The organism is Sphingomonas morindae, from assembly GCF_023822065.1.
GTDB lineage: Bacteria > Pseudomonadota > Alphaproteobacteria > Sphingomonadales > Sphingomonadaceae > Solisphingomonas > Solisphingomonas morindae.
In genome coordinates this window covers 2,699,729-2,722,124 of sequence record NZ_CP084930.1, presented here as the reverse complement: position 1 = coordinate 2,722,124, position 22,396 = coordinate 2,699,729, and the positions used below count along the sequence as shown (strand labels likewise).

The window sequence follows — 22,396 nt, the reverse complement described above, 5'->3', positions numbered from 1 at the left end:
CGCGCCATGACCGCCGGCGACGTGGCCGACAATAGCGCCCTTCACCGCTACGAGCTGGCGGTGGAGGGCGATCTCGCCTTCGCCGAATATCGCGACGAGGGATCGGTGCGCGTCTTCACCCACACGGTGGTGCCGGCGCCGCTGGAAGGACAGGGCCTAGGCTCGCGGCTGGTGGCGGCGGCGCTGGAAGATTGCCGCGCGCACGGCCGCACCGTGCGGCCGGTCTGCGCCTTCGTGGCGGCCTATATGGATCGCCATCCGGAGACGCGGGACCTGCTCTGACGCGGGCGGGCGGGCGCTCACAGGGCCCGCACTCACCGGGCCGGCGCTACCCGGGCCGGCGCATCTCGAACTTGCCGGCGGCGTTGATCTCGAAATAATCGAGCGGGCCGCCGCCGCGCAAAATCGGCTGGCCGGCGAGCGTATCATAGATGCCGTCGCGCAGCAGCGCGCGCGCGATATGCACCTTCACCACCTCGCCCAAGGTCAACCAGCTCGTGACCGGATCGCCCTCGGCGGTGCGCAGCTGGATGATCTGCGTCACCTTGCATTCGAAGCAGACCGGGCTCTCCGCGACGCGGGAGGCGGGGATGAGATCGCAGGGCACCGCGGTCAGGCCCGCCAGCGCGAACTCGTCGACATCGCGCGGCACCATGGCCGCGCTCGCGTTCATCGCCTCGGCCAGCGGCCGCGTCGCGAGGTGCCAGGCGAACACGCCGTTCTCGTGGAGATTGGCGATGCTGTCCTTCCAGCCCGCGCTGGAAAAGCCGATGATCGGCGGCACATAGTTGAAGGCGTTGAAGAAGCTGTAGGGTGCGAGATTATCATGCCCCTCGCCGCTGCGCGTCGACACCCAGCCGATCGGGCGCGGGCCGACGATGGAATTGAAGGGATCATGGGCGAGGCCATGGCCTGCGCGCGGTTCATAGCTGTGAAAATCGGCCGGGCTCATGGCGCCGCCCTCCCCCTTGAGGCCGCGCGCCGGAACGGGCGCGGCCGGTCCGTTCAGATCGAGAAGCTGGTGCCGCAGCCGCAGCCCGAGGCGGCCTGCGGATTTTCGACGCGGAAGGCGGCGCCACCCAGGCTTTCGACATAATCGACCGAGGCGCCGCGCACGAGATCGAGGCTGGTCGAATCGACGAGCAGCGTCACGCCGTCGCGCGTGACCGCGATATCGTCCGCCTCGACGCTGTCGGCGAGGCCGAAGACATATTGGAAGCCGGCGCAGCCGCCGCCTTCGACCGAGAGGCGGAGCCGCGCCGCCTTGCCCTGGCGGGCGGCGATGGCGGCGACCCGGGCGGCGGCGGCCGGGGTCAGATCGATGTCGGAAGCGAGCGTAGCCATGAGCGGAAAATAGGCGCGCCAGGGGAGCGCCGCAAGCGATCAGTCCGCCGCGCCATCCTCGGGGCCGCCCATCGCCATGCGCGCATCGGCCGGCGCGAAGGGCTGGCGGTTCTGCAGCGCCATCAGATAGTCGGCCGATTGCAGGAAGGGCATGGGATTGACGGCGCGGCCATCGATCCGCACCTCATAATGGAGATGGCTTCCGGTGGACCGGCCGGTGGAGCCCATCAGCGCGATCAGATCGCCGCGATGCACGCGCTGGCCCGAATGGACGAGGATCTGCGAAAGGTGGCCGTAGCGCGTCTCCAGCCCCTTGCCATGCTCGAGCTGGATGAGATTGCCGTAGCCGCCCGAGGTGTGTTCGGCGCGCGCCACCAGGCCATCGGCGGTGGCGTAGACGGGCGTGCCCAGCGGCGCCGCCATGTCGAGCCCGGCATGCATGCGCGCCGTGCCCTGGAACGGATCCGAGCGGACGCCGAAGGAGGAGGTGTAGCGGAATTCCTTGACCGGCTTCTGCGAGGGCACCGAGACGAGCCCGCCGCTCGGCACCGCATCCATCGTCTTCCAGCTGTCGAACAGCGACCGGAACACCGGATCGCTCTTGGCGCCGAGCGCGCTGGTGGACACGGCATCGACCGCGCCGACGCTGGCGGTGGTGCCGGCGGCGAGATCTCCCGCCAGGGCGGGCCCGGCGATCAGCGCCGCGGCCAGCGCCGCGCCGCCCAAACGGAACCATCGGTTCATAGGAACATTCTGACGAACAACGGAAAACATCGTCACGATGGCTCAACCCCGCACCTAGTCGCGGTGGCCTGTCGTGCCGCCCGCTTGCGTTTCCGATTGCTGGAGCCCCCTCCGCTCTCGGTACGCCTGTTGCATGACGGGCAATCGTTAATCGGGCAAGGCCACTGGCCGGCCGGCGCGGCCAAGTGCGTGTGCGCTGCGTCGAAGCGTTTAACGCCCCGTGAATGGCGCTCATCGGATAAGACTTAGGTCGAGCCGATCGCGGCCTTCGCCCGACCGCTCCGGCGCGCAGCGGCGACACCGAAGGACGCAGGCTTCGTCACCTGGGTAATTGCGCGAAGCGGTCGGCCACGGCAGAGCGGCGCGAAAGAAGGATCCTGATCATCCGGCAGATTGCAGCACTTCCCTACCGCATCACCGCCGACGGCCGCGCCGAGGTGATGCTGATCACCTCGCGCGAGACGCGCCGCTGGGTGGTGCCCAAGGGCAACCTCATCAAGGGGCTCGCCTGGCACGAGGCGGCGGCGCACGAAGCCTTTGAGGAAGCCGGGATCAGCGGCATCCCCTGCCCGACCGCGATCGGCGAATATCGCTATGCCAAGCGGCGCAAGAATGGCACCACGCGCGACGTGTCCGTCGCGGTGTTTCCGCTGGCCTTTGTCGAGCAGGCCGAGGAGTGGCCCGAGCAGGACGAGCGCGAGACGCGCTGGTTCAGCCTGAGCGATGCGGCGGCGGCGATCGGCGAGCCGGACCTCGCCCGGCTGATCGCGGGCTTCCGCGCGCCGCCCCCGCCCGCCGGCCTCGCCGCGCGAATGATCCCGGCGGTGCAGGCGAAGGCGCGAGAAAGGGTTCCGATGCTCAAATGGTTTCACGCGCTGCTCCCCAAGCAAGGTCGGTTCTTCGAGCAGTTCGAGGCGCATGCGGCGACGCTGGTGGCGGGCGCCGAGGCGCTGGCGCTGGCGCTGCGCGGCGGCCCCGAAATGGCCGGCCATATCTCGGAAATCGTGCGGCGCGAGCATGACGCCGACGACATCACCCGCGAGGTGCTGAACGATGTGCGGCGCATTTTCGTCACCCCCTTCGATCGCAGCGCCATCACCGGGCTGATCGGCGTGATGGACGACGCGATCGACGAGATGAACGCCACCGCCGCCTCGATCGCGCTCTACGAGGTGGGCGAATTCCCTCAGGCGATGCGCGACATGACGGGCATCATCGTGGAGGCGGCGCGGGTGACGGCGGAAGCCATGCCGCTGCTGCGCGCGCTCGGCCGCAATGCCGCGCGGCTGCACGAACTCACCGCGCGGCTGATCCAGCTGGAGGGCCATGCCGACGAGATCTACGATGCCGGGCTCAAGGCCGCCTTCCGCGCCGCCGGCACCGACGCCATGGCCTATCTCGTCGCGCGCGAACTCTACGGCCATCTCGAGAAGGTGGTCGACCGGTTCGAGGATGTCGCGAACGAGATCCAGGGTCTCGTGATCGATCACGCCTGAGCCATGCACAGCCTCCATCTGCTGATCGCGCTGGTGCTCGTGGCGCTCGCCTTCGATTTTCTCAACGGCCTGCACGACGCCGCCAACTCGATCGCCACCGTCGTCTCCACCCGCGTGCTCAAGCCGCACTACGCGGTCTTCTGGGCGGCCTTCTTCAACTTCGTCGCCTTTCTGGTGTTCGGGCTGCATGTCGCCAACACGGTGGGCAAGGGCATCGTCAGCCCCGCCATCATCGACTCGCAGGTGATCTTCGCCGCGTTGATGGGCGCGATCGTGTGGAACATCGTCACCTGGCTGCTCGGCATCCCCTCCTCGTCGAGCCATGCGCTGATCGGCGGGCTGCTCGGCGCGGGCATCGCCAAGGGCGGCCTCGGCGTGATCGAATGGACCGGCGTGAGCCGCACCATCATCGCCATTCTGGGCTCGCCCGCGCTGGGGCTGGTGCTGGCGCTGCTGCTGGTGCTGATCGTCGCCTGGGCCAATCTCCGCGCCACGCCGCTGATGGTGGACCGGCGCTTCCGCAAGCTCCAGCTCGTTTCCGCCGCGCTCTATTCGCTGGGCCATGGCGGCAACGACGCGCAGAAGACGATGGGGCTGATCGCGGCGCTGTTGATCGCGCATGGCCGGCTCGCGGCGGAGGCGCCGATCCCGCTCTGGGTGGTGCTGGCCTGCCAGAGCGCCATGGCGCTGGGCACGCTGGCGGGCGGCTGGCGGATCGTCCACACCATGGGATCGAAGATCACGCGCCTCACCCCGGCGCAGGGCTTCTGCGCGGAGACGGGCGGCGCGCTGACCCTGTTCGGCGCGACCTGGCTGGGCGTGCCCGTTTCCACCACCCACACGATCACCGGCGCGATCGTCGGCGTCGGCGCCTCGCGCCGGCTCTCGGCGGTGCGGTGGAACGTTGCGTCCAGCATCGTCGTCGCCTGGGTCGTCACGCTGCCGGCGGCGGCGCTGGTCGCGGCGCTGAGCTATGCCGTGGTGACGCGGCTCGGCTGAAGGACGGCGCGGCGCCGCCCTTCGGCCTTGCGCTCAGCGCGCGGCGGCGAGCATCGGCGCCATGCGCTTCGCCGCGAGCGGCGGCAGCTTGACGGCGGCGGCCTGCGCGGCGTTGGGCGCCGTCTTGCCCGCCTTCACCAGCGCGACCATGCCCAGCGAGAAATGCGGCTTGCACTTGATGCCGTAGAGGCCGGGCTTGGCGAGGGTGAGCACATATTCCTTGTTCACGGCGCCCGCCGGCGCGGTCACCCCGGCCGGGATCATGCCCTCGATCGGCTCGGCATTATGGCCGGGATCGGTGGGCACGAAATGCACGCGATCGCCGACATTGGCGGCCACATAGGCGGGCTCGAACACCATGATGCCGCCGGCGCCCTGGTTCTTCATCTTCACTTCGATGTCCTTGGCGGCCGCCGGCGCCGCCAGCAGCACCGCCGCCAGCGCCGCAACTCCGTAATTCCATGCGCTCATTCCGCTACTCCGCTGGAGACAGGCCTCTCCCGACGCGGCCGGGCGCTCTTGCCGGCGAAGACCTGCGTCGGCCCCCTGCTTGGCACGAGCGGGGCCGCGCCGTCAGCCCCTTTCGCGCGACGCCGGCCGCCCGGCCGCCCGCGGCGGAGGAACGGCGCCCCGGCTCGTCGGTTCTGCGCGCACGATAGAGGAGGCTGCGATGATGGGCTTCACCGCAAATCAATGGGCGATCCTGGTGCTCGTGCTGGTCCTGGGCTGGCTGCTGGGGCTGGTCTCGCGCTCCGGCGGCGGCCGCTGGCGCCGGCAATATGAGATCGAGCGGGCGGCGCGGGTGGATGCCGAATCGCGGCTGACCGCCGCCGAGCGTCGCGCCGTCGAGCTGGAGCGGCGCCCCGCCGTCGCGCCGGTGGCGGCCGCGCCCGTCGCCGCCACCGCCGCGCCCGCGGCCACGCTGGCACCGGTGCCGGAGAGCCTGACGCGGATCGAGGGCATCGACGAGGAGCGCGCGCTGCGGCTGCACGAGGCGGGCATCCACGGCTATGCCGATCTCGCCGCGCTCAGCGACAGCGATGCCGCGCTGCTCGAGGAGCGTACCCGCCTCGCGCCGGGCACGATCGCGCGGCTCCACTGGCGCGAACAGGCCGCCGCGCTGCGCGACGGCACGCCCTACAAGCCGCGCAAGCTCGGCTTTCTCTAAGCGGAGCCGCGCCTAGCGCGGCGGCGTGGCGGCGGGCGGATCCTCGGCCTCGCCGACATTGGCGGGCGGCCGCGCCATGGGATCGGCGCCGTGCCGGGCGCGTGCGGCGGCCCCCACCGGCGGCCCCGCCTCGCCGCCGCGCCCGGGCCCGCTCGCGCAGCCGGCCAGCAGCAGCAGCGACGCGACCAGCGCCGCGCGCCCCATCCCCCGGCTCATGCGCGCAGCGCCGCCTGCGCCGCCGCCAGCCGCGCGATCGGCACGCGATAGGGCGAGGCGGAGACATAATCGAGGCGGATCGTCTCGCAGAAGCCGATCGAGGCGGGATCGCCGCCATGTTCCCCGCAAATGCCGAGCTTGAGCCCCGGCCGCGCCGCGCGCCCGCGCGTCGCCGCCATCTCGATCAGCTCGCCCACGCCCTCGACGTCCAGGCTGACAAAGGGATCCTTGGCGTAGATGCCCTTCTCGACATAGGTGGCGAGGAAGCGGCCGGCATCGTCGCGGCTCACGCCCAGCGTCGTCTGGGTGAGATCGTTGGTGCCGAACGAGAAGAACTCGCCGATCTCCGCGATCTCGCCGGCCTTGAGCGCGGCGCGGGGCAGCTCGATCATGGTGCCGACCAGATAGGTGATGGTGTGGCCGGTCTCGGCGAACACGGCGGCGGCGGCGGCGTCGATCACCGCCTTCATCAATTCCAGTTCGCGCCGCGTGGCGACCAGCGGGACCATGATCTCCGGGATCGGCGCGTCGCCCGTGCGGCGGGCGACATCCACCGCCGCCTCGAACACGGCGCGCGCCTGCATCTCGTAGATCTCGGGATAGGTGACCCCTAGCCGGCAGCCGCGATGGCCGAGCATGGGGTTGAACTCGTGCAGTTCGGCGGCGCGCTGGCGGAGCTTCTCGATCGCCACGCCGGAGGCGGCGGCGACTTCCTCGAACTCGGCATCCTCGTGCGGCAGGAATTCGTGCAGCGGCGGATCGAGCAGGCGGATCGTCACCGGCAGCCCGGCCATGATCTCGAAGATGGCGACAAAATCGGCGCGCTGCTCGGGCAGCAGCCGGTCCAGCGCGGCGCGCCGGCCCTTCTCGCTGTCCGACAGGATCATCTGCCGCACGGCGGTGATCCGCCCCGCCTCGAAGAACATGTGCTCGGTGCGGCACAAACCGATGCCTTCCGCGCCGAATTCGCGCGCGGTGCGGCAATCGAGCGGGGTTTCGGCATTGGCGCGGACCGCGAGGCGGCGCTTTTCGTCCGCCCAGGCCATCAGCGTGCCGAAATCGCCCGCCAGCTCGGGCTGCACCGTCGCCACCTCGCCGGCCATCACCTCGCCGGTGGCACCGTCGATGGTGAGGATATCGCCTTCCTTGAAGCTGCGCCCGGCGACGCGCAGCGTGCGCGCCTTGGCATCGATGGCGAGGCTGCCCGCGCCCGAGACGCAGGGCCGCCCCATGCCGCGCGCGACCACGGCGGCGTGGCTGGTCATGCCGCCGCGTGCGGTGAGGATACCGCGCGCGGCGTGCATGCCGTGAATATCCTCGGGGCTGGTCTCGATGCGGACGAGGATGACATTGTCGCCCGCATTGGCGCGCTGCTCCGCCGTCTCGGCATCGAAGACGATCCGGCCCGAAGCGGCGCCGGGCGAGGCCGGCAACCCCTTGGCCACCACGTCGCGCGGCGCCTCGGGATCGAGCGTGGGGTGGAGCAGCTGGTCGAGCGCGAGCGGATCGACGCGCAGCACCGCCGTCTCGCGATCGATCAGCCCTTCCTGCGCCATGTCGACGGCGATCTTGAGCGCGGCCTTGGCGGTGCGCTTGCCCGCGCGCGTCTGCAACATCCAGAGCGCGCCGCGCTCCACGGTGAACTCGATGTCCTGCATGTCGCGATAATGGGTTTCGAGCGTCTCGAACACGCGCGCCAGCTCGCCATAGACGGCGGGCATCGCCTCTTCCATCGAGGGCGCGCGGGCATTGGCGGCCTCGCGCGCGGCGCGGGTGAGATATTGCGGCGTGCGGATGCCCGCGACGACATCCTCGCCCTGCGCGTTGATGAGGAACTCGCCATAATAAGCGCGCTCGCCGGTGCCGGGATCGCGCGTGAAGGCGACGCCGGTGGCCGAGCTGTCCCCCATATTGCCGAAGACCATGGCCTGGACGTTGACGGCGGTGCCCCAATCGCCGGGAATATCGTTGAGCCGGCGATAGACCTTGGCGCGCTCCGATTGCCAGGAGCCGAACACCGCGCCCACCGCGCCCCAGAGCTGATCCTCCACCTGCTGCGGGAAGGGCCGGCCCCATTGCTCCTCGACCAGCGCCTTATAGTGGCCGACCAGCGCCTTCCAATCCTCGGCGCCCAATTCGGTATCGAGCGTGTAGCCCTTGTCCTCCTTGGCGATCTCCAGCGCCTCCTCGAAGGCGCCGTGATCCAGCTCCAGCACCACATCGGCATACATCTGGATGAAGCGGCGATAGCTGTCCCAGGCGAAGCGCTCATCGCCGGCGGCGCGGGCAAGGCCCTGCACCGTCTCGTCGTTGAGCCCGAGATTGAGCACCGTGTCCATCATGCCGGGCATGGAGACGCGGGCGCCCGAGCGCACCGAGACGAGCAGCGGATCGGCGGGATCGCCGAAATGCTTGCCGGTCACCGCCTCGATATGGGCAATGCCGTCCGCCACCTCGGCGCGCAGCGAGGCGGGAAATTGCTCGCCCTCCGCATAATAGCGGCTGCACATCGCGGTGGAGATGGTGAAGCCCGGCGGCACGGGCAGGCCGATCGACGCCATTTCGGCGAGATTGGCGCCCTTGCCGCCCAGCAGGTTGCGATCGCCAGCTCCGCCATCGGAAACCCCGCCGCCGAACCTGAAGACATAGCGCGCGGGCGCATCGGTTTCGGTCGCGACGGCGGAACTGGCCATGGTCATCCCTCTATACGTGAAAAATCCGCGAGTTTTCGGGTCGCCTCGACCAGCCGCGCGAGCAGGGCCAATCGGGTGGTTCGCCGTACCTCGTCTTCGGTGTTGACCGTAACATCGTCGAAAAAGCGGTCAATCTGCGGGCGGATCATTGACAAAGCTGTCATCGCTTTCGCGAATTCTTCTTCTGCAATCCTTGCTTCCGCTTTTGGCAATTGGACGTCCAGCGCCTCGGCCAGCGCCGCCTCGGCGGGATCGGGCGCATAGGCGAAGCCGGTAAAGGCGGGCACCGCCCCACCCTGCTTCTTGGCCTCGGCGCGCAGGATATTGGCGGCGCGCCGCGTGCCGGCGAGCAGATCGGCGCCCTCCTCGCTAGCGACGAAGCCCTGCAGCGCCCGCACCCGCGCGAGCAGCCGGACCAGATCATCCTCGTCGCCCAGCGCGAACACGGCGTCGATCAGATCGTGGCGGATCCCCGCCTCGCGTTGCTGCACCTTGAGCCGATCGGCGAAGAAATCGAGCAGCGTCGCCATATCCTCCGCCGGCGCGTCGGCGGCCTCGGCGGCGAGCGCGAGCAGGCGCCCGAGCGGCGCGCGGATTCCGCTCGCGAGGATCTGCGCGATGATCTGCACCGCCGCGCGGCGCAGCGCGAACGGATCCTTGGACCCCGTCGGCCGAATGCCGGCGGCGAAGAAGCGGCTCAGCGTATCCAGCTTGTCCGCCAGGCTGAGCGCGACCGTGACCGGCGCCGTCGGCACCGGATCGGCCTGACCCAGCGGCTTGTACTGATCGCGAATGGCCTCGGCGACCTGCGGATCGAGCCCGGCGGCGGCGGCATAATAGCCGCCCATCACGCCCTGAAGCTCGGGAAATTCGCCGACCATCTGCGTCACCAAATCGGCCTTGGCGAGCCGCGCCGCCTGTTCCGCCAGCGCCGGATCGGCGCCCGGCACCAGCCCCTGCTCGGCCAGCGCGCGCGCCAGTCGCGCCACCCGCTCGACCTTGGCGTCGAGCGTGCCGAGATCCTGGTGGAAGACGATATCGCCCAGCCGCGCCGCCTGGCTCTCCAGCGGCACCTTGAGATCCTGCTCCCAGAAGAAGCGCGCATCCGCGAGGCGCGCGGCAAGCACCTTGGCATTGCCGGCGACGATCGCGGCGCCGCCATCGCTGGCGGCGATGTTGGCGGTGCAGACAAAGGCCGGGGCGAGCGCGCCGTCCGCCTCGGTGCAGACAAAATATTTCTGGTTGGTGCGCAGCGTGAGCTGGATCACCTCGCGCGGCACGGCGAGGAAGGCGGGATCGAACCGGCCGAGCAGCGGCACCGGCCATTCGGTGAGGCCGGCATTTTCCGCCACCAGCCCCTCATCCTCGACAAGTGTCAGCCCCGCCTCGCGCGCGGCGTGCGCGGCGCCCTCGCGCACCAGCCGGCGCCGCTCCTCGGCATCCACCAGCACGTAGGCGGCACGCAGCGCGTCGACATAGGCGTCGGGGCTTGCGACGGAGACGCCGCCGCTATGGAGAAAGCGATGCCCGGCGGTGACGCGCCCCGCCTCGATCCCGGCGACCGCGCAGGGCACGATCTCGCGTCCGAACAGCGCCACGATCGCCTGGAGCGGGCGCACCCAGCGCAGGCTCTCGGTCGAGCGCGAGGCCTCGCCCCAGCGCATCGCCTTGGGCCAGGCGAAGCCGCGCATCAGCGCCGGCACCAGCTCCGCAAGCACCGCGGCGGTGGGCCGGCCGGGCGTTTCGAGCGTGGCGAAGAGGATGGCATTGCCCTTGGCATCGACGCGCGCCTCCAGCTGGTCGCGCCGCAGCCCGGTCTTGCCGAGAAAGCCCGCGATCGCGGCCTCGGGCGCATCGGCGCGCGGGCCTTTCAGCTCCTGACGCACCGGCTCGGTCGCCTCCGGCAGGCCGCGCGCGATCAGCGCCAGCCGGCGCGGCGTGACGAAGCGCTCGATCGCCGTCGGGGCGAGCCCGGCCTTGCCGATCTCGGCAAGAAACAGCCGCTCCAGTTCGGCGACCGCCTTGTCCTGCATGCGGGCGGGGATTTCCTCCGAGAGGAGTTCGAGAAGAAAATCGCTCATGCCGTCCACCCCGGAAAGGCCTGCTGCCAGCGCGGCATGTTGGTCTCGATCCATTTGGCGCAGCTGCCCTTGGCGAGATCGCGCACGCGGCCGATATAGGCCTGGCGCTCCGCCACCGAGATCACGCCGCGCGCCTGGAGCAGGTTGAAGCTGTGGCTGGCCTTGATCGCCTGTTCATAGGCCGGCAGCGCCAGGCCGCGGGCGAGGCACGCCTCGCATTCGGCCGCCGCCTTGCGGAAGGCATCGAACAGCGCGTCGGTGTTGGCGACCTCAAAATTATAGGCCGACATCTGCTTCTCGTTCTCGAGAAAGACATCGCCATAGCTGACGCCCTCGTCGTTGAAGCGCAGATCATACACCCGGTCGACACCCTGGATGTACATGGCGAGCCGCTCCAGCCCATAGGTCAGCTCGCCCGTCACCGGCTTGCAATCGAACCCGCCGACCTGCTGGAAATAGGTGAATTGCGTCACCTCCATACCGTCGCACCAGACTTCCCAGCCCAGCCCCCAGGCGCCGAGCGTGGGGCTTTCCCAATCATCCTCGACGAAGCGGATGTCGTGCTTGTGGAAATCGATGCCGATCGCGGCGAGCGAGCCGAGATAGAGCTGCTGGAGATCCGCCGGCGAGGGCTTCAGCACCACCTGATATTGGTAATAATGCTGGAGCCGGTTGGGATTTTCGCCGTAGCGGCCATCGGTGGGGCGGCGCGAGGGCTGGACATAGGCCGCCTTCCACGGCTCCGGACCGAGCGCGCGGAGCGTGGTCGCCGGGTGAAACGTGCCCGCTCCCATCTCCATGTCATAGGGTTGCAGGATCAGGCAGCCCCGCGCGCTCCAATAATCGTGGAGCGTCAGGATCAGCCGCTGGAAGCTGAGAGGGTGATCGGCCATGGCGCCGTGGCTCTGGCGCAGCACCGGCGAGCGGTCAAGCAAGGCGCGGCGTTTAGGACTTGTGGCGCGGCGCCGCCGCTGTAGGGATCATCGCCATGATCGCGTATCGTTTGCGTGCCGGCATCGCCGCGGCCCTGGCGCTGCTCCAGCCCCTTGGCGCGGCCGCGCTGGAGGCGCGCGCGCCGCGCCACGCGCCGGCGGTGCGGCCGGCCGTGTGGCAGGTGCGCGGACCGCACGCGACTCTCTGGCTGTTCGGCACCATCCACGCTTTGCCGCCGCATTTCGAGTGGCAGACGCCGGCGCTGCGCCAGATCATCGCGCGCGCGGATCGGCTCGTCCTCGAGGCGGTCATCGATCGCGACGACCCGCGTTCGGCGCAGGCGCTGATGCGGCTCGGCACCGCCGCGCATCCGCTGCCGCCGATCACCGAGCGCGTGCCGGTGCGGCTGCGGCCGCGGCTGGTGACGATGGCCGGCAAGGCGGGCGTGCCGGTGGCCCTGCTCGACCGGCTGAAGACCTGGGCGGCGGCGATGGTGCTGTTCGGCGTGACGGTGAACGGCCTGGGCGTGAGCGGCGACAATGGCGTGGAGGAGCAGCTGAAGGCGAGCTTCCGCGCGGCCGGCAAGCCGGTCGAGGGGCTGGAGACGCTGGACCAGCAGCTCGGCTTCTTCGACACGCTCGACGAGGGCGAGCAGCGCGACTTCCTCGTCTCGGTGGTGGACGGCAAGGACGATGACGCCGCCGATTTCGGGCGCATGCTCGGCGCCTGGTCGCATGGCGACGAGCGCGCCATCCGCGCCAGCTTCGACAAGGACATGAAAGCCGATGGCGCGCTGCGGAAGGTGCTGATCGCGCGCCGCAACGCGCGCTGGGCGCAGCTGATCGCGGCGCGCCTCAAACAATCCGGGACCGGGCTGCTGGCGGTGGGCGCGGGCCATCTGGTGGGCCCGGATTCGGTGCAGGCGATGCTGCTGCGCCTGGGCTATCGCGCGCGCCGGGTGCAATAGCCGGCACGCCGCAAGGCCGCTGCGCCTTGCCTTGGCGGCGAACTTGCCCTATGCGCGCCCGCTTGCCGGGCAGGGTCATCCCTGGAGGCCTGCGCGGCGTTTTTTGTTCGGAGACATATCATGAGCGATCAGCTGACTCTGTCGGCCGAGCCGCGCGATCGGGCTGGCAAGGGAGCCTCCCGCCATCTGCGCCGCGAAGGCCGCGTTCCCGCCGTCATCTATGGCGACAAGAAGACCCCCGTCTCGATCAGCCTAAACGAGCGCGAGCTCGCCAAGGCGCTCGGCAGCGGCCACTTCATGAACTCGGTGGTGATGATCGAGGCCGATGGCCAGGTCACCCGCACCCTGCCCAAGGACGTGCAGTTCCATCCGGTCAGCGATCGTCCGCTCCACGTCGATTTCCTGCGCATCGGCGAGCACAGCACCGTCACCGTCGCGGTGCCGCTGCGCTTCACCAATGAAGACGCCTCGCCCGGCATCAAGCGCGGCGGCGTGCTCTCGATCGTCCGCCACGAGGTGGAGCTGATCGTCGACGCGGCCGAGATCCCCGACGAGATCGTCGTCGACGTGACCGGCTATGAGGTCGGCGACTCGATCCACATCTCGGCGGTGGCGCTGCCGCGCGGCGCCAAGCCGGCGATCGAGGATCGCGACTTCACCGTCGCGACGATCACCGCGCCGTCGGCGCTGAAGTCGGCCGAGGGCGAGGCCGAGGACGCCGGCGACACCGCCGGCGCCTAAGCGCTGTATCTCGCGGCGCGGAGGCCGCCGGCCCGCCGGCCGGCCTCCGCGCCGTTCGTGTATCCGGGAGCTAGGAAAGGCGGGCCATGCAGCTCTGGGTGGGCCTCGGCAATCCCGGGGGCGACTATGCCCTGCACCGCCACAATGTCGGCTTCATGGCGGTCGACGCGATCGCGGAAAGCTGGCGCTTCGATCCCTGGAAGAAGCAGTTCCGCGGCTGGGCGGCGCTGGGCCGGATCGGCCTGGAGCGCGTGCTGCTGCTCAAGCCCGCGACCTTCATGAACGAGAGCGGCCTTGCCGTGGGCGAGGCGGCGCGCTTCTACAAGCTCGATCCCGGCGCCCTCACCGTATTCCACGACGAGCTGGATCTGCCCGCCTTCAAGGTGAAGGTGAAGATCGGCGGCGGCGCCGCCGGGCATAACGGGCTCCGCTCGATCGATCGCCATTGCGGGCAGGATTATCGCCGGGTGCGGCTGGGCATCGGCCATCCCGGCCACAAGGATCGGGTGACCGGCCATGTGCTCGGCAATTACGCCAAGGCCGAGATGGACCCGCTGGCCGACATGCTCGGCGCGGTCGCCGCCGAGGCGCCGCGCCTCGCCGCCGGCGAGGATGCGCGCTTCATGAACGAGGTGGCGCTCCGCCTCCAGCCCTGACCGCGCGGCGCGGCTGGCGCTTGCCGGCAAGAGCGTCTATCGCCCGCCCGCGCACTTTTTTGATCAAAGGCTTCATCCATGGGTTTCCGCTGCGGCATCGTTGGCCTGCCGAATGTCGGCAAGTCGACGCTCTTCAACGCGCTCACCGAAACGGCGGCGGCGCAGGCCGCCAACTATCCCTTCTGCACAATCGAGCCCAATGTCGGGCAGGTGGCGGTGCCCGATCCGCGCGTGTCGGCGCTGGCGGGGATCGCCGGCTCGGCCAAGACGATCGAGACGCAGCTCGGCTTTGTCGACATTGCCGGGCTGGTGCGGGGCGCCTCCAAGGGCGAAGGACTGGGCAATCAGTTCCTCGCCAATATCCGCGAGGTGGACGCGATCGTCCATGTCCTGCGCTGCTTCGAGGATGACGATGTCACCCATGTCGAAGGCAAGGTCGATCCGATCGCCGACGCGGATACGGTGGAGACCGAGCTGATGCTCGCCGATCTCGACAGCCTCGAGCGCCGCGTCCCCAATCTCGCCAAAAAGGCGCAGCAGGGCGACAAGGAGGCCAAGGCGCAGCAAGGCGTGCTGGCGCCGGTGCTGGATCTGCTGCGCGCGGGCAAGCCGGCGCGGCTCGGCCGCCCTGCCGATCCCGAGGAGGCGCGGCTGTTCGATCAGGCCCAGCTGCTGACCGGCAAGCCGGTCCTCTATGTCTGCAATGTCGAGGAAGGCTCGGCCGCCGACGGCAATGCGCAATCCGCGCGCGTCTTCGCCAAGGCCAAGGCGGAGGGCGCGGAGGCGGTGGTCGTGTCCGCCGCGATCGAGGCCGAGATCGCCACCATGGCGGCCGAGGACCGCGCCGAATTCCTGTCGGATCTGGGGCTCACCGAAACCGGCCTCGCCCGCGTCATCCGCGCCGGCTACAGCCTGCTCCACCTCATCACCTTCTTCACCGTCGGCCCGAAGGAGACGCGGGCCTGGACGCTGACGCGCGGCGCGCGCGCGCCGCAGGCGGCGGGCGTGATCCATAGCGATTTCGAGCGCGGCTTCATCCGGGCCGAGACGATCGCCTATGAGGATTATATCGCCTGCCATGGCGAAACCGGCGCGCGCGATGCCGGCAAGCTGCGCAGCGAGGGCAAGGACTATGTCGTGCAGGATGGCGACGTGATGCTGTTCCGCTTCAACGTCTGAATCCCGCACCTATGCGGACGCGGACGCCGCCTGGCCGGCGGCGTCCGCGTCCGGCGGTTAACGCGCTTATTTGGAGGCGCTGTCAGCCGCGCTGCCGACCTTGTCGGCGGCCGATCCCACGCTCTTGGCCGCGCCGGCGACCGCGTTGTTCTTGGCGTTGGTCGAGCCCGCGGTGCTGAACAGATACCAGCCGCCGATCAGCACGGCGAGGAGCAGCACGATCGCGAGCAGCGCGGTGCCGCCGCCGCCGCGCCGTTCCTCGATGATGGTGGTATGCTGGGGCTCGCCCGCAGTCGTATGCACTTCTGCCATCCTGACCTCCATCTCTTCTTGTTGACGCCCCAGTAACGGCGATGAAGATTGACGGTTCCCCTCGCCAGGACAACGGCCTAGCCTGCCTGTCCCGAAACGAGCAGAGGGAAGCGCATGCCCTATTGGCAGGATTTCAGCGTCGGCCAGCGCCTGTCCTTCGGCCGCTACGTGGTGACGCGCGAGGAGGTGATCGAGTTCGCCCGCCGCTTCGATCCGCAGCCCTTCCATCTTGACGACGACGCCGCCGCGCGCACGCATTTCGGCCGGCTCGCGGCGAGCGGATGGCACAGCTGCGCGATGGCGATGGCGATGATCGTGGCGGAGCATGAGCGGATGGACGCGATCGGCTCGCTCGGCTCGCCCGGCATCGAGCGGCTGCGCTGGCTCAAGCCCGTCTATCCGGGCGATGTGCTGCGCTGCGAGAGCGAGGTGCTGGAGGTGCGCGGCTCGCGCTCGCGGCCCGAAATGGGCGCGGTGCGGAGCCGGCTCACCGTGCTGAACCAGCATGACGAGCCCGTGCTGGAACAGGAGCCGACCGTCTTCTATCGCAGCCGCCCGGCCTGAGGCCGGCCGGGCCTAGTGGCCCGGAAAGCCGACCAGGCTCGTCACCGGCACGCCGTCCGCCCGCAGCGCCTCGGCGCCGCCGAGATCGGGCAGATCCACCACGAAGGCGGCCCCCGCCACGCGCGCGCCGGCCTGGCGCAGCAGCCGCACCGCCGCCTGGGCGGTGCCGCCGGTGGCGATGAGATCATCGACCAGCAGCACCGTCTGCCCCGGCACGCAGGCATCCTCATGCATCTCGATGCGGTCCGTGCCATATTCCAGCGCATAGTCGATGCCGATGGTGGCGCCCGGCAGCTTGCCGTCCTTGCGGATCAGCACCAGCCCCTTGCCCAGATGATGCGCCAGCGCGGCGCCGAAGATGAAGCCGCGCGCCTCGATCCCCGCGATCAGATCGATGCCGGCGGGCACCAGCCCGGCAAGCCGCGCCGTCACCATCGCCAGGCCGCGCGGATCGAGCAGCAGCGTGGTGACATCGCGGAACAGGATGCCGGGCTTGGGATGATCGGGAATGGTGCGGATCAGCGCGGCGATATCGTCGTGCGCGCCCGGCGGGCGGTGGCCAGGCTCGGCTCCGGTCATGTATCGGCCTTTCAGCAGGGGGGCGGGCCCGCGCACCCGCCCCGCCAAGGCTCAGTGCTTCTTGCCCGCCCAGATATTGCGGTACGCCGCATAGGCGAGACCGGTGGCGATGAGAAGATACAGCACCACCGCGACGCCGGTGCGCTTGCGATTGTCGAGCTTGGGTTCGGCCGCCCACATCAGGAAGGCCGAGACATCCTCCGCCATCTGTTCCTTGCTGGCCTTGGTGCCATCGGAATAGCTGACCTGGCCATCGGCCGCGAGCGGCGGCGGCATGGCGATGGTGAGATTGGCGAAATAGGGATTGTAGTGCAGCCCGGCAGGCACCTGGAAATCGGGAAATTTCCGGTGCATCGCCGCCGGCACCGCGGCGTAGCCGGTGACCAGCGAGGCGATATAGGCGGGGCCGCCCTCGCGCGCCTTGGCGAGCAGCGACATGTCCGGCGGCAACGCATTGTTGTTGGCCGCGCGCGCCGCCGTCTCGTTGGGATAGGGCGGCGGGATGGTGTCCGAGGGCAGCGGCTTGCGCGTGGCGGGCTCACCCGTATCGGGATTGATGCTCGGCGTCTCCACCGCCCAGTTCTTGGCGATCGCCTTCACCTCGGGCTTGGAGAAGCCGATCTGCTCGAGATCGCGAAAGGCCACCAGCCGCATCGAATGGCAGGCCGAGCAGACTTCCTTATAGACCTGGAAGCCGCGCTGGAGTTGGCGATTGTCATAGCGTCCGAACGGCCCGGCGAAGCTGTAGTGGATGTCGCGCGGCTCCTCGTGGAAGCCGCCGCGCGCCACCGACACCGAGGGCAGCATCGTCACCGGATCGCGGGGCGTGAAGAAGGCGAAGGCCAGCGCCAGCACGAAGCCGAGGCCGATGATGGGCGCGATCCAGGGCGCGAACAAGCGGAGCATGACGGTCCCTCCCCCTTATTCGGCCGCGAGGCCGAGCGGCGCGGCTTCCGCCGCCTCGCCGTGCAGCACCGATTCGGTGATCGAATTGGGCAGCGGCTTCGGCGTCTCGAACCGCGCGATCAGCGGCACGATGATCAGGAAGTGGGCGAAATAATAAGCGGCGGCGAACTGGCCGATCCGCACATAGGGCTCTTCCGCCGGGCTCTTCCCGATCCAGGCGAGGATCGCCACGTCCGCCACCAGCATCCAGAAGGCGATGCGATAGGCCGGCCGGTAATTGGCCGAGCGCACCGGCGAGCGATCGATCCAGGGCAGGAAGAAGAGCAGCGCGATCGCCGAGAACATCGCCACCACGCCCCACAGCTTGGCGGGCACGAAGAGGAAATCGAAGGTGAAGGCGCGCAGGATCGCGTAGAAGGGCCAGAAATACCATTCGGGCACGATATGGGCCGGCGTCGCCAGCGGGTTGGCCGGGATATAATTGTCCGGGTGGCCCAGATAATTGGGCGCGAAGAACAGCATGATCGAGAAGAGCACGAGGAACACGCCCAGCCCGAACCCGTCCTTGGCGGTGTAATAGGGGTGAAAGGGCACGGTATCCGCCGGACCCTGCACCGCCACGCCGGTGGGGTTGTTCGAGCCCGGGATATGCAGCGCCCAGATGTGCAGCATGATCACCGCCGCGATCACGAACGGCAGCAGATAATGCAGCGAGAAGAAGCGGTTCAGGGCATCATTGTCGGGCGCGTAGCCGCCCAGCAGCCATTGCCGCACCGGCTCGCCGACCAGCGGTATGGCCGAGAAGAAGCCGGTGATCACCTGCGCGCCCCAGAAGCTCATCTGGCCCCAGGGCAGCACATAGCCCATGAAGGCGGTGGCCATCATCAGCAGGAAGATCACCACGCCGAGCAGCCACACCATCTCGCGCGGGGCCTTGTACGATCCGTAATAGAGGCCGCGGAAGATGTGGATATAGACGACGATGAAGAAGAAGCTGGCGCCGTTCATATGGGCGTAGCGGATCAGCCAGCCCGAATTCACGTCGCGCATGATGTGCTCGACACTGTCGAACGCCACCAGCCCATTGGCGGCATAATGCATCGCCAGGATGATGCCGGTGACGATCTGGATCGCCAGCGAGGCGCCGGCGAGCACGCCGAAATTCCAGAAATAGTTGAGGTTGCGCGGCACCGGATAGCCGGCGCCGACGGCATTGTAGACGAGGCGCGGCAGCGGCAGCTTTTCGTCCAGCCAGCGCATCATCGGGTGGTGCGGGCGATAATGTTCGGCCCAGGGGAAGCTCATCGTCCTCGTCCTCCTCAGCCGATCTGCACGGTGGTGGGCGTTTTGAAGGCATAGTCCGGCACCGCCAGGTTGCGCGGCGCCGGCCCGCCGCGAATGCGCGCGGCGGTGTCATATTGCGAGCCATGGCAGGGGCAGAAATAGCCGCCATATTGGCCGCGATTCTCGCCCTCCGAGATGCCCAGCGGCACGCAGCCGAGATGGGTGCAGACGCCCAGCGTGATCAGCCAGTTCTTGTGGCCGGGCTTGGTGCGCTCCGCGAGCGTCTGGGGATCGCGCAGGCTGGACAGCGGCACCGCGTCCGCCTCGGCGATCTCCTTGGGCGTGAGATTGCGGATGAACACGGGCTGCTTGCGCCAGGAGACCTTGATGCCCTGGCCGGGCACGACCTTGGCGAGATCCACCTCGGTCGAGGCGAGCGCCAGCACATCGGCCGAGGGGTTCATCTGGTTGACGAGCGGGATCAGCACGGTCGCCGCGCCGACGCCGGCGAAGCTCACGGCGGCGATGTTCAGGAAATCGCGGCGGCGCGGCCCGACGCCGTCTTCGTGCGGGCCGGCGATGACCGGCGGCCTTTGGTTGGGATCGTCCACGGTATCACGTGTTGCCATGCACCAGCCCCTCGTCCCGTCTCGCTGGACCTGCCGGTTGTAAGGACACGATCATGCCGCTCCTCTCCGGACGTCCGGTTGCCCCCCATGTTCGCCGGGGGTGCGGATCTTGTGATAGCGTTGCCGGCGCGGCTTTGCCAACAGGCTTTTGCGTCCATGGTTCGCCACGGCTTGCATGGGCTCTGGCGCTCGCCTAGCGAACGCGCCCATGCGGCTCGCGCTTCACCAGCCCGATATCGCCGGCAATGTCGGCACCATCTTGCGGCTCGGCGCCTGCCTCGATCTGCCGGTGGACGTGATCGAGCCGTGCGGCTTCGCGCTCGCCGATCGCGCGCTGGCGCGGGCCGGCATGGATTATGCCGCGCGCGCCGCGCTCGTCCGCCATGCCGATTGGGACGCCTTCGCCGCCGCCCTGCCCGGCCGGCTGATCCTCTTCACCACCGCCGGCGCGATCCCGCTGCCCGAAGCCCGCTTCGCGCCCGAGGACACGCTGATCTTCGGATCGGAGAGCGCCGGCGCGCCGGCGGCGGTGCACCAGGCGGCGGCGGCGCGGGTGCGCATTCCGATGCGCGCCGGCGAACGTTCGCTCAATCTCGCCGTGTCGGTGGCGATCGCCGCCGGCGAGGCGCTCCGCCAGACCAAGGGATGGCCCGCATGACGCCGCTCGACCCCCAGCAAGCCGCCGCGCGCGCCTGGTTCGAGGCCCTGCGCGACCGGATCTGCGCCGCCTTCGAGGCGATCGAACGCGAGGCCGGTTCGGACGCGGCCTTCGCCTTCACGCCCTGGACGCGCGACGATCCCACGGGCGCGCCGGGCGGCGGCGGCGTGCGCGGCGTGATGAAGGGCCGCGTGTTCGAGAAAGTGGGGGTCAATGTCTCCACCGTCGGCGGCCAATTCTCGCCCGAATTCGCGCGCAGCATCCATGGCGCGGCCGAGGATCCGCGCTTCTTCGCCACCGGCATCAGCCTGGTGGCGCACATGGCCAATCCGCATGTGCCGGCGGTGCACATGAACACGCGCTATCTGCGCACCACGCGCAGCTGGTTCGGCGGCGGCGCCGATCTCAACCCGCCGCTCCCCTATGACGAGGACAACGCGGATTTCCACGCCCGGCTGCGCGCCGCCTGCGACGCCCATGCGCCGGTCGGCGACTATCCGCGCTTCGCGCGCTGGGCGGAGGAATATTTCTTCATACCGCACCGTGGCGTGCCGCGCGGCGCCGGCGGCATTTTCTACGATCATCTCGATGCCGACGGCGCCGCCTTCGCGCCCGCCTTCGCCTTTACCCAGGCGGTGGGCGAGGCGTTTCTCGATATCTATCCCCTGCTCGTGCGCCGCCGCCGCGATACCCGCTTCACCGCCGAGGAGGAGACGCAGATGCTCGCCTGGCGCGGCCGCTACGCCGAGTTCAACCTCGTCCATGATCGCGGCACGCTGTTCGGGCTCAAGACGGGCGGCAATGTCGATGCGATCCTGATGAGCCTGCCGCCCCGGGCGATCTGGCCATGAGCCTCGAGCGTCTGGACGATGCCGAGATCGGCACGATCGTGACCTCGCTGCAGATGACGGCGCGGCCCCGCCCGCGGCCGCTGCCGCCCTCGCCGCTGCGGCTCGACCGCTGGCGCGCGCCCGCGCCCGATCGCTATCGGGCGCTGTTCCGCCGCGTCGGCACCCCCTGGCTGTGGTTCTCGCGACTGGTGATGGACGAGGCGGCGCTGGTCGCCATCATCGCGCATCCGCAGGTGGAGCTGTTCGCCGTTACCGACGCGCGCGGGATAGAGTTGGGCATGGTGGAGCTGGATTTCCGCGCCGCCGGCGCCTGCGAGATCGCCTATTTCGGCCTGGTTCCGGAAATGACCGGCGCGGGCCATGGCCGCTGGCTGATGACGCAGACGCTGGCGCTCGCCTGGCGGCCCGGCGTGGAGCGGGTGTGGGTGCATACCTGCACGCTGGATCACCCCCGCGCGCTGGGCTTCTACCAGGCGCTCGGCTTCACCCCCTTCGCCCGCGCGGTGGAGCGTTTCCCCGATCCGCGCGTGATCGGCGTGCTGCCCGAGGACGCCGCGCCTCACATCCCCCGGTTGGCGAGCCGACGGTAGAGCAGCGCCACATACACGGTCCACAAGGTGAGCAGCGCGGCGAAGATCGCGCCGGTCAGCACATAGGAAATGGTGGCGGCGACCGCGCTCGCGCCCGTCGCCGCGCCGATCAGCGCGCACACCGCGCCGAGCGGGATCAGCAGCACCAGCAGCGCCACCACGCCCGCCACCGCGCCCGTCACGCGGATCAGCAGCAGGTGGCGATAGCGCCCCCGCGTCACCGCAAAGGCCTGGCGCAGCGTATCGATCGGGTGGCCGCCGCGATCGGCGAGCAGCGCCCAGATCGGCATGAGCCGGACGAACAGCCAGATCAGCACCGCGAGCACGGCGAAATTGCCGAGCGCCGCGAGCAGGCCGGGCTGGCCACGCGTCGCCATGTCGATCCGCGCCAGCGCCGCCACCGGCAGACCGAGCACCGCCTGGAAGCCGAGATGCAGCAGGATCAGCCCGAAGGCGCTCGGCAGGCGGCGAAAGGCGAGCCTGATGCACTCGGCCACGGTCGCGCCGCGCCGCAGCGTCATCGCCGAGAGCGCGAGCGAGCCGAACAGGCTGAGCAGGCCGGCGGGCACGAACCACAAGAGCCAGAGGCCCGGCACCAGCCGGCCCGTCTCGGCCTGGTCGACGGGCACGGCGAGCAGCATCATCACCAGCGGCAGGCCGAAACCCAACGCGCCGACCGGCATCAGCAGCGAATATTCGGCGCGGACAAAGGCGATGCTTTCGTCCCACAGCGCGCCGACGGAGATCCTGTTGGTCATGGCGCCCGTGTAGCACGGCCCCCGCCCCCGCCAAGCCGCTTGATCCGC

At 69.5% G+C, this 22,396-nt stretch carries 26 protein-coding genes; 12 read left to right on the top strand and 14 right to left on the bottom strand.

The window, feature by feature from the left end; genetic code table 11:
• Window positions 1-6 precede the first annotated feature (6 nt).
• The gene (locus tag LHA26_RS13345; protein ID WP_252166083.1) at window positions 7-282 is read left to right on the top strand and encodes a GNAT family N-acetyltransferase; all 276 of its coding nucleotides are present in this window, start codon (window positions 7-9) and stop codon (window positions 280-282) included.
• Window positions 283-328: 46 nt separating this feature from the next.
• Here the strand turns inward: LHA26_RS13345 and LHA26_RS13340 are convergent, their stop codons facing one another.
• The 3 genes from LHA26_RS13340 to LHA26_RS13330 are packed head-to-tail and all read right to left on the bottom strand — an operon-like array spanning window position 329 to window position 2,088.
• Window positions 329-952, bottom strand: coding sequence for a flavin reductase family protein (locus tag LHA26_RS13340; protein ID WP_252166082.1), 624 nt, complete (start codon window positions 950-952; stop codon window positions 329-331).
• Between the two features lie 53 nt (window positions 953-1,005).
• On the bottom strand, window positions 1,006-1,344 hold the full coding sequence (gene erpA, locus LHA26_RS13335) for an iron-sulfur cluster insertion protein ErpA (protein WP_252166081.1): 339 nt from the start codon (window positions 1,342-1,344) through the stop codon (window positions 1,006-1,008).
• Window positions 1,345-1,383: 39 nt separating this feature from the next.
• The gene (locus LHA26_RS13330; protein ID WP_252166080.1) at window positions 1,384-2,088 is read right to left on the bottom strand and encodes a M23 family metallopeptidase; all 705 of its coding nucleotides are present in this window, start codon (window positions 2,086-2,088) and stop codon (window positions 1,384-1,386) included.
• Window positions 2,089-2,471: 383 nt separating this feature from the next.
• On the opposite strand from LHA26_RS13330, the gene LHA26_RS13325 reads away from it, so the two are divergent.
• A complete protein-coding gene (locus LHA26_RS13325; protein ID WP_252168394.1) occupies window positions 2,472-3,584 on the top strand; it encodes a DUF47 family protein in 1,113 nt (370 codons plus the stop codon).
• 3 nt (window positions 3,585-3,587) lie between these two features.
• Window positions 3,588-4,583, top strand: coding sequence for an inorganic phosphate transporter (locus LHA26_RS13320; RefSeq protein ID WP_252166079.1), 996 nt, complete (start codon window positions 3,588-3,590; stop codon window positions 4,581-4,583).
• A gap of 33 nt (window positions 4,584-4,616) precedes the next feature.
• Here the strand turns inward: LHA26_RS13320 and LHA26_RS13315 are convergent, their stop codons facing one another.
• Entirely contained in the window at window positions 4,617-5,054 is a 438-nt protein-coding gene (locus tag LHA26_RS13315) for a pseudoazurin (RefSeq protein ID WP_252166078.1), read from the bottom strand.
• A 199-nt stretch (window positions 5,055-5,253) separates the two neighbouring features.
• Between LHA26_RS13315 and LHA26_RS13310 the strand changes: the two genes are divergently transcribed.
• Entirely contained in the window at window positions 5,254-5,751 is a 498-nt protein-coding gene (locus LHA26_RS13310; protein WP_252166077.1) for a helix-hairpin-helix domain-containing protein, read from the top strand.
• Window positions 5,752-5,763: 12 nt separating this feature from the next.
• Here the strand turns inward: LHA26_RS13310 and LHA26_RS13305 are convergent, their stop codons facing one another.
• The 4 genes from LHA26_RS13305 to LHA26_RS13290 are packed head-to-tail and all read right to left on the bottom strand — an operon-like array spanning window position 5,764 to window position 11,634.
• On the bottom strand, window positions 5,764-5,967 hold the full coding sequence (locus LHA26_RS13305) for a hypothetical protein (RefSeq protein ID WP_252166076.1): 204 nt from the start codon (window positions 5,965-5,967) through the stop codon (window positions 5,764-5,766).
• On the bottom strand, window positions 5,964-8,660 hold the full coding sequence (ppdK, locus tag LHA26_RS13300) for a pyruvate, phosphate dikinase (RefSeq protein ID WP_252166075.1): 2,697 nt from the start codon (window positions 8,658-8,660) through the stop codon (window positions 5,964-5,966). The genes LHA26_RS13305 and ppdK overlap by 4 nt, the downstream gene beginning before the upstream one ends.
• 2 nt (window positions 8,661-8,662) lie before the next feature.
• Window positions 8,663-10,741, bottom strand: coding sequence for a glycine--tRNA ligase subunit beta (gene glyS / locus LHA26_RS13295; RefSeq protein ID WP_252166074.1), 2,079 nt, complete (start codon window positions 10,739-10,741; stop codon window positions 8,663-8,665).
• The gene (locus tag LHA26_RS13290; protein ID WP_252168393.1) at window positions 10,738-11,634 is read right to left on the bottom strand and encodes a glycine--tRNA ligase subunit alpha; all 897 of its coding nucleotides are present in this window, start codon (window positions 11,632-11,634) and stop codon (window positions 10,738-10,740) included. Before LHA26_RS13290 ends, glyS begins: the two co-directional genes overlap by 4 nt.
• A 95-nt stretch (window positions 11,635-11,729) precedes the next feature.
• Here LHA26_RS13290 and LHA26_RS13285 point away from each other — a divergent pair, with 95 nt between their 5' ends.
• From LHA26_RS13285 to ychF, 4 genes are all read left to right on the top strand, one after another.
• Window positions 11,730-12,641: a TraB/GumN family protein gene (locus tag LHA26_RS13285; protein ID WP_252166073.1), complete on the top strand. Its 912-nt coding sequence runs from the start codon at window positions 11,730-11,732 to the stop codon at window positions 12,639-12,641.
• 120 nt (window positions 12,642-12,761) lie between these two features.
• A complete protein-coding gene (locus LHA26_RS13280) occupies window positions 12,762-13,382 on the top strand; it encodes a 50S ribosomal protein L25/general stress protein Ctc (RefSeq protein ID WP_252166072.1) in 621 nt (206 codons plus the stop codon).
• Window positions 13,383-13,468: 86 nt separating this feature from the next.
• A complete protein-coding gene (gene pth, locus LHA26_RS13275) occupies window positions 13,469-14,038 on the top strand; it encodes an aminoacyl-tRNA hydrolase (RefSeq protein WP_252166071.1) in 570 nt (189 codons plus the stop codon).
• Between the two features lie 78 nt (window positions 14,039-14,116).
• Window positions 14,117-15,217 carry a redox-regulated ATPase YchF gene (ychF, locus tag LHA26_RS13270; RefSeq protein ID WP_252166070.1) on the top strand — a complete coding sequence of 367 codons (1,101 nt, stop codon included), beginning with the start codon at window positions 14,117-14,119 and terminating at the stop codon, window positions 15,215-15,217.
• A 66-nt stretch (window positions 15,218-15,283) separates the two neighbouring features.
• On the opposite strand, the gene LHA26_RS13265 is transcribed toward ychF, so the two are convergent.
• Entirely contained in the window at window positions 15,284-15,529 is a 246-nt protein-coding gene (locus LHA26_RS13265) for a hypothetical protein (protein WP_252166069.1), read from the bottom strand.
• A gap of 114 nt (window positions 15,530-15,643) precedes the next feature.
• On the opposite strand from LHA26_RS13265, the gene LHA26_RS13260 reads away from it, so the two are divergent.
• Window positions 15,644-16,093: a MaoC family dehydratase gene (locus tag LHA26_RS13260; protein ID WP_252166068.1), complete on the top strand. Its 450-nt coding sequence runs from the start codon at window positions 15,644-15,646 to the stop codon at window positions 16,091-16,093.
• Window positions 16,094-16,105: 12 nt separating this feature from the next.
• Here LHA26_RS13260 and LHA26_RS13255 read toward each other — a convergent pair whose 3' ends face one another.
• The 4 genes from LHA26_RS13255 to petA are packed head-to-tail and all read right to left on the bottom strand — an operon-like array spanning window position 16,106 to window position 19,491.
• On the bottom strand, window positions 16,106-16,672 hold the full coding sequence (locus LHA26_RS13255) for an adenine phosphoribosyltransferase (RefSeq protein WP_252166067.1): 567 nt from the start codon (window positions 16,670-16,672) through the stop codon (window positions 16,106-16,108).
• A gap of 51 nt (window positions 16,673-16,723) precedes the next feature.
• Window positions 16,724-17,578 (bottom strand): cytochrome c1, encoded by an 855-nt coding sequence (locus LHA26_RS13250; RefSeq protein ID WP_252166066.1) that lies wholly within the window; start codon window positions 17,576-17,578, stop codon window positions 16,724-16,726.
• Window positions 17,579-17,593: 15 nt separating this feature from the next.
• Window positions 17,594-18,883 carry a cytochrome b gene (locus tag LHA26_RS13245; RefSeq protein ID WP_252166065.1) on the bottom strand — a complete coding sequence of 430 codons (1,290 nt, stop codon included), beginning with the start codon at window positions 18,881-18,883 and terminating at the stop codon, window positions 17,594-17,596.
• A gap of 14 nt (window positions 18,884-18,897) precedes the next feature.
• Window positions 18,898-19,491: a ubiquinol-cytochrome c reductase iron-sulfur subunit gene (petA, locus tag LHA26_RS13240; RefSeq protein ID WP_252166064.1), complete on the bottom strand. Its 594-nt coding sequence runs from the start codon at window positions 19,489-19,491 to the stop codon at window positions 18,898-18,900.
• A 208-nt stretch (window positions 19,492-19,699) separates the two neighbouring features.
• On the opposite strand from petA, the gene LHA26_RS13235 reads away from it, so the two are divergent.
• The 3 genes from LHA26_RS13235 to LHA26_RS13225 are packed head-to-tail and all read left to right on the top strand — an operon-like array spanning window position 19,700 to window position 21,590.
• Complete coding sequence (locus LHA26_RS13235) at window positions 19,700-20,149, top strand: tRNA (cytidine(34)-2'-O)-methyltransferase (RefSeq protein WP_252166063.1); 450 nt, start codon at window positions 19,700-19,702, stop codon at window positions 20,147-20,149.
• Window positions 20,146-21,000: an oxygen-dependent coproporphyrinogen oxidase gene (gene hemF / locus LHA26_RS13230; protein ID WP_252166062.1), complete on the top strand. Its 855-nt coding sequence runs from the start codon at window positions 20,146-20,148 to the stop codon at window positions 20,998-21,000. Before LHA26_RS13235 ends, hemF begins: the two co-directional genes overlap by 4 nt.
• Entirely contained in the window at window positions 20,997-21,590 is a 594-nt protein-coding gene (locus tag LHA26_RS13225; protein ID WP_252166061.1) for a GNAT family N-acetyltransferase, read from the top strand. Before hemF ends, LHA26_RS13225 begins: the two co-directional genes overlap by 4 nt.
• Here LHA26_RS13225 and LHA26_RS13220 read toward each other — a convergent pair.
• Entirely contained in the window at window positions 21,560-22,348 is a 789-nt protein-coding gene (locus tag LHA26_RS13220; RefSeq protein WP_252166060.1) for a hypothetical protein, read from the bottom strand. The genes LHA26_RS13225 and LHA26_RS13220 overlap by 31 nt on opposite strands.
• Between the last annotated feature and the right edge of the window lie 48 nt (window positions 22,349-22,396).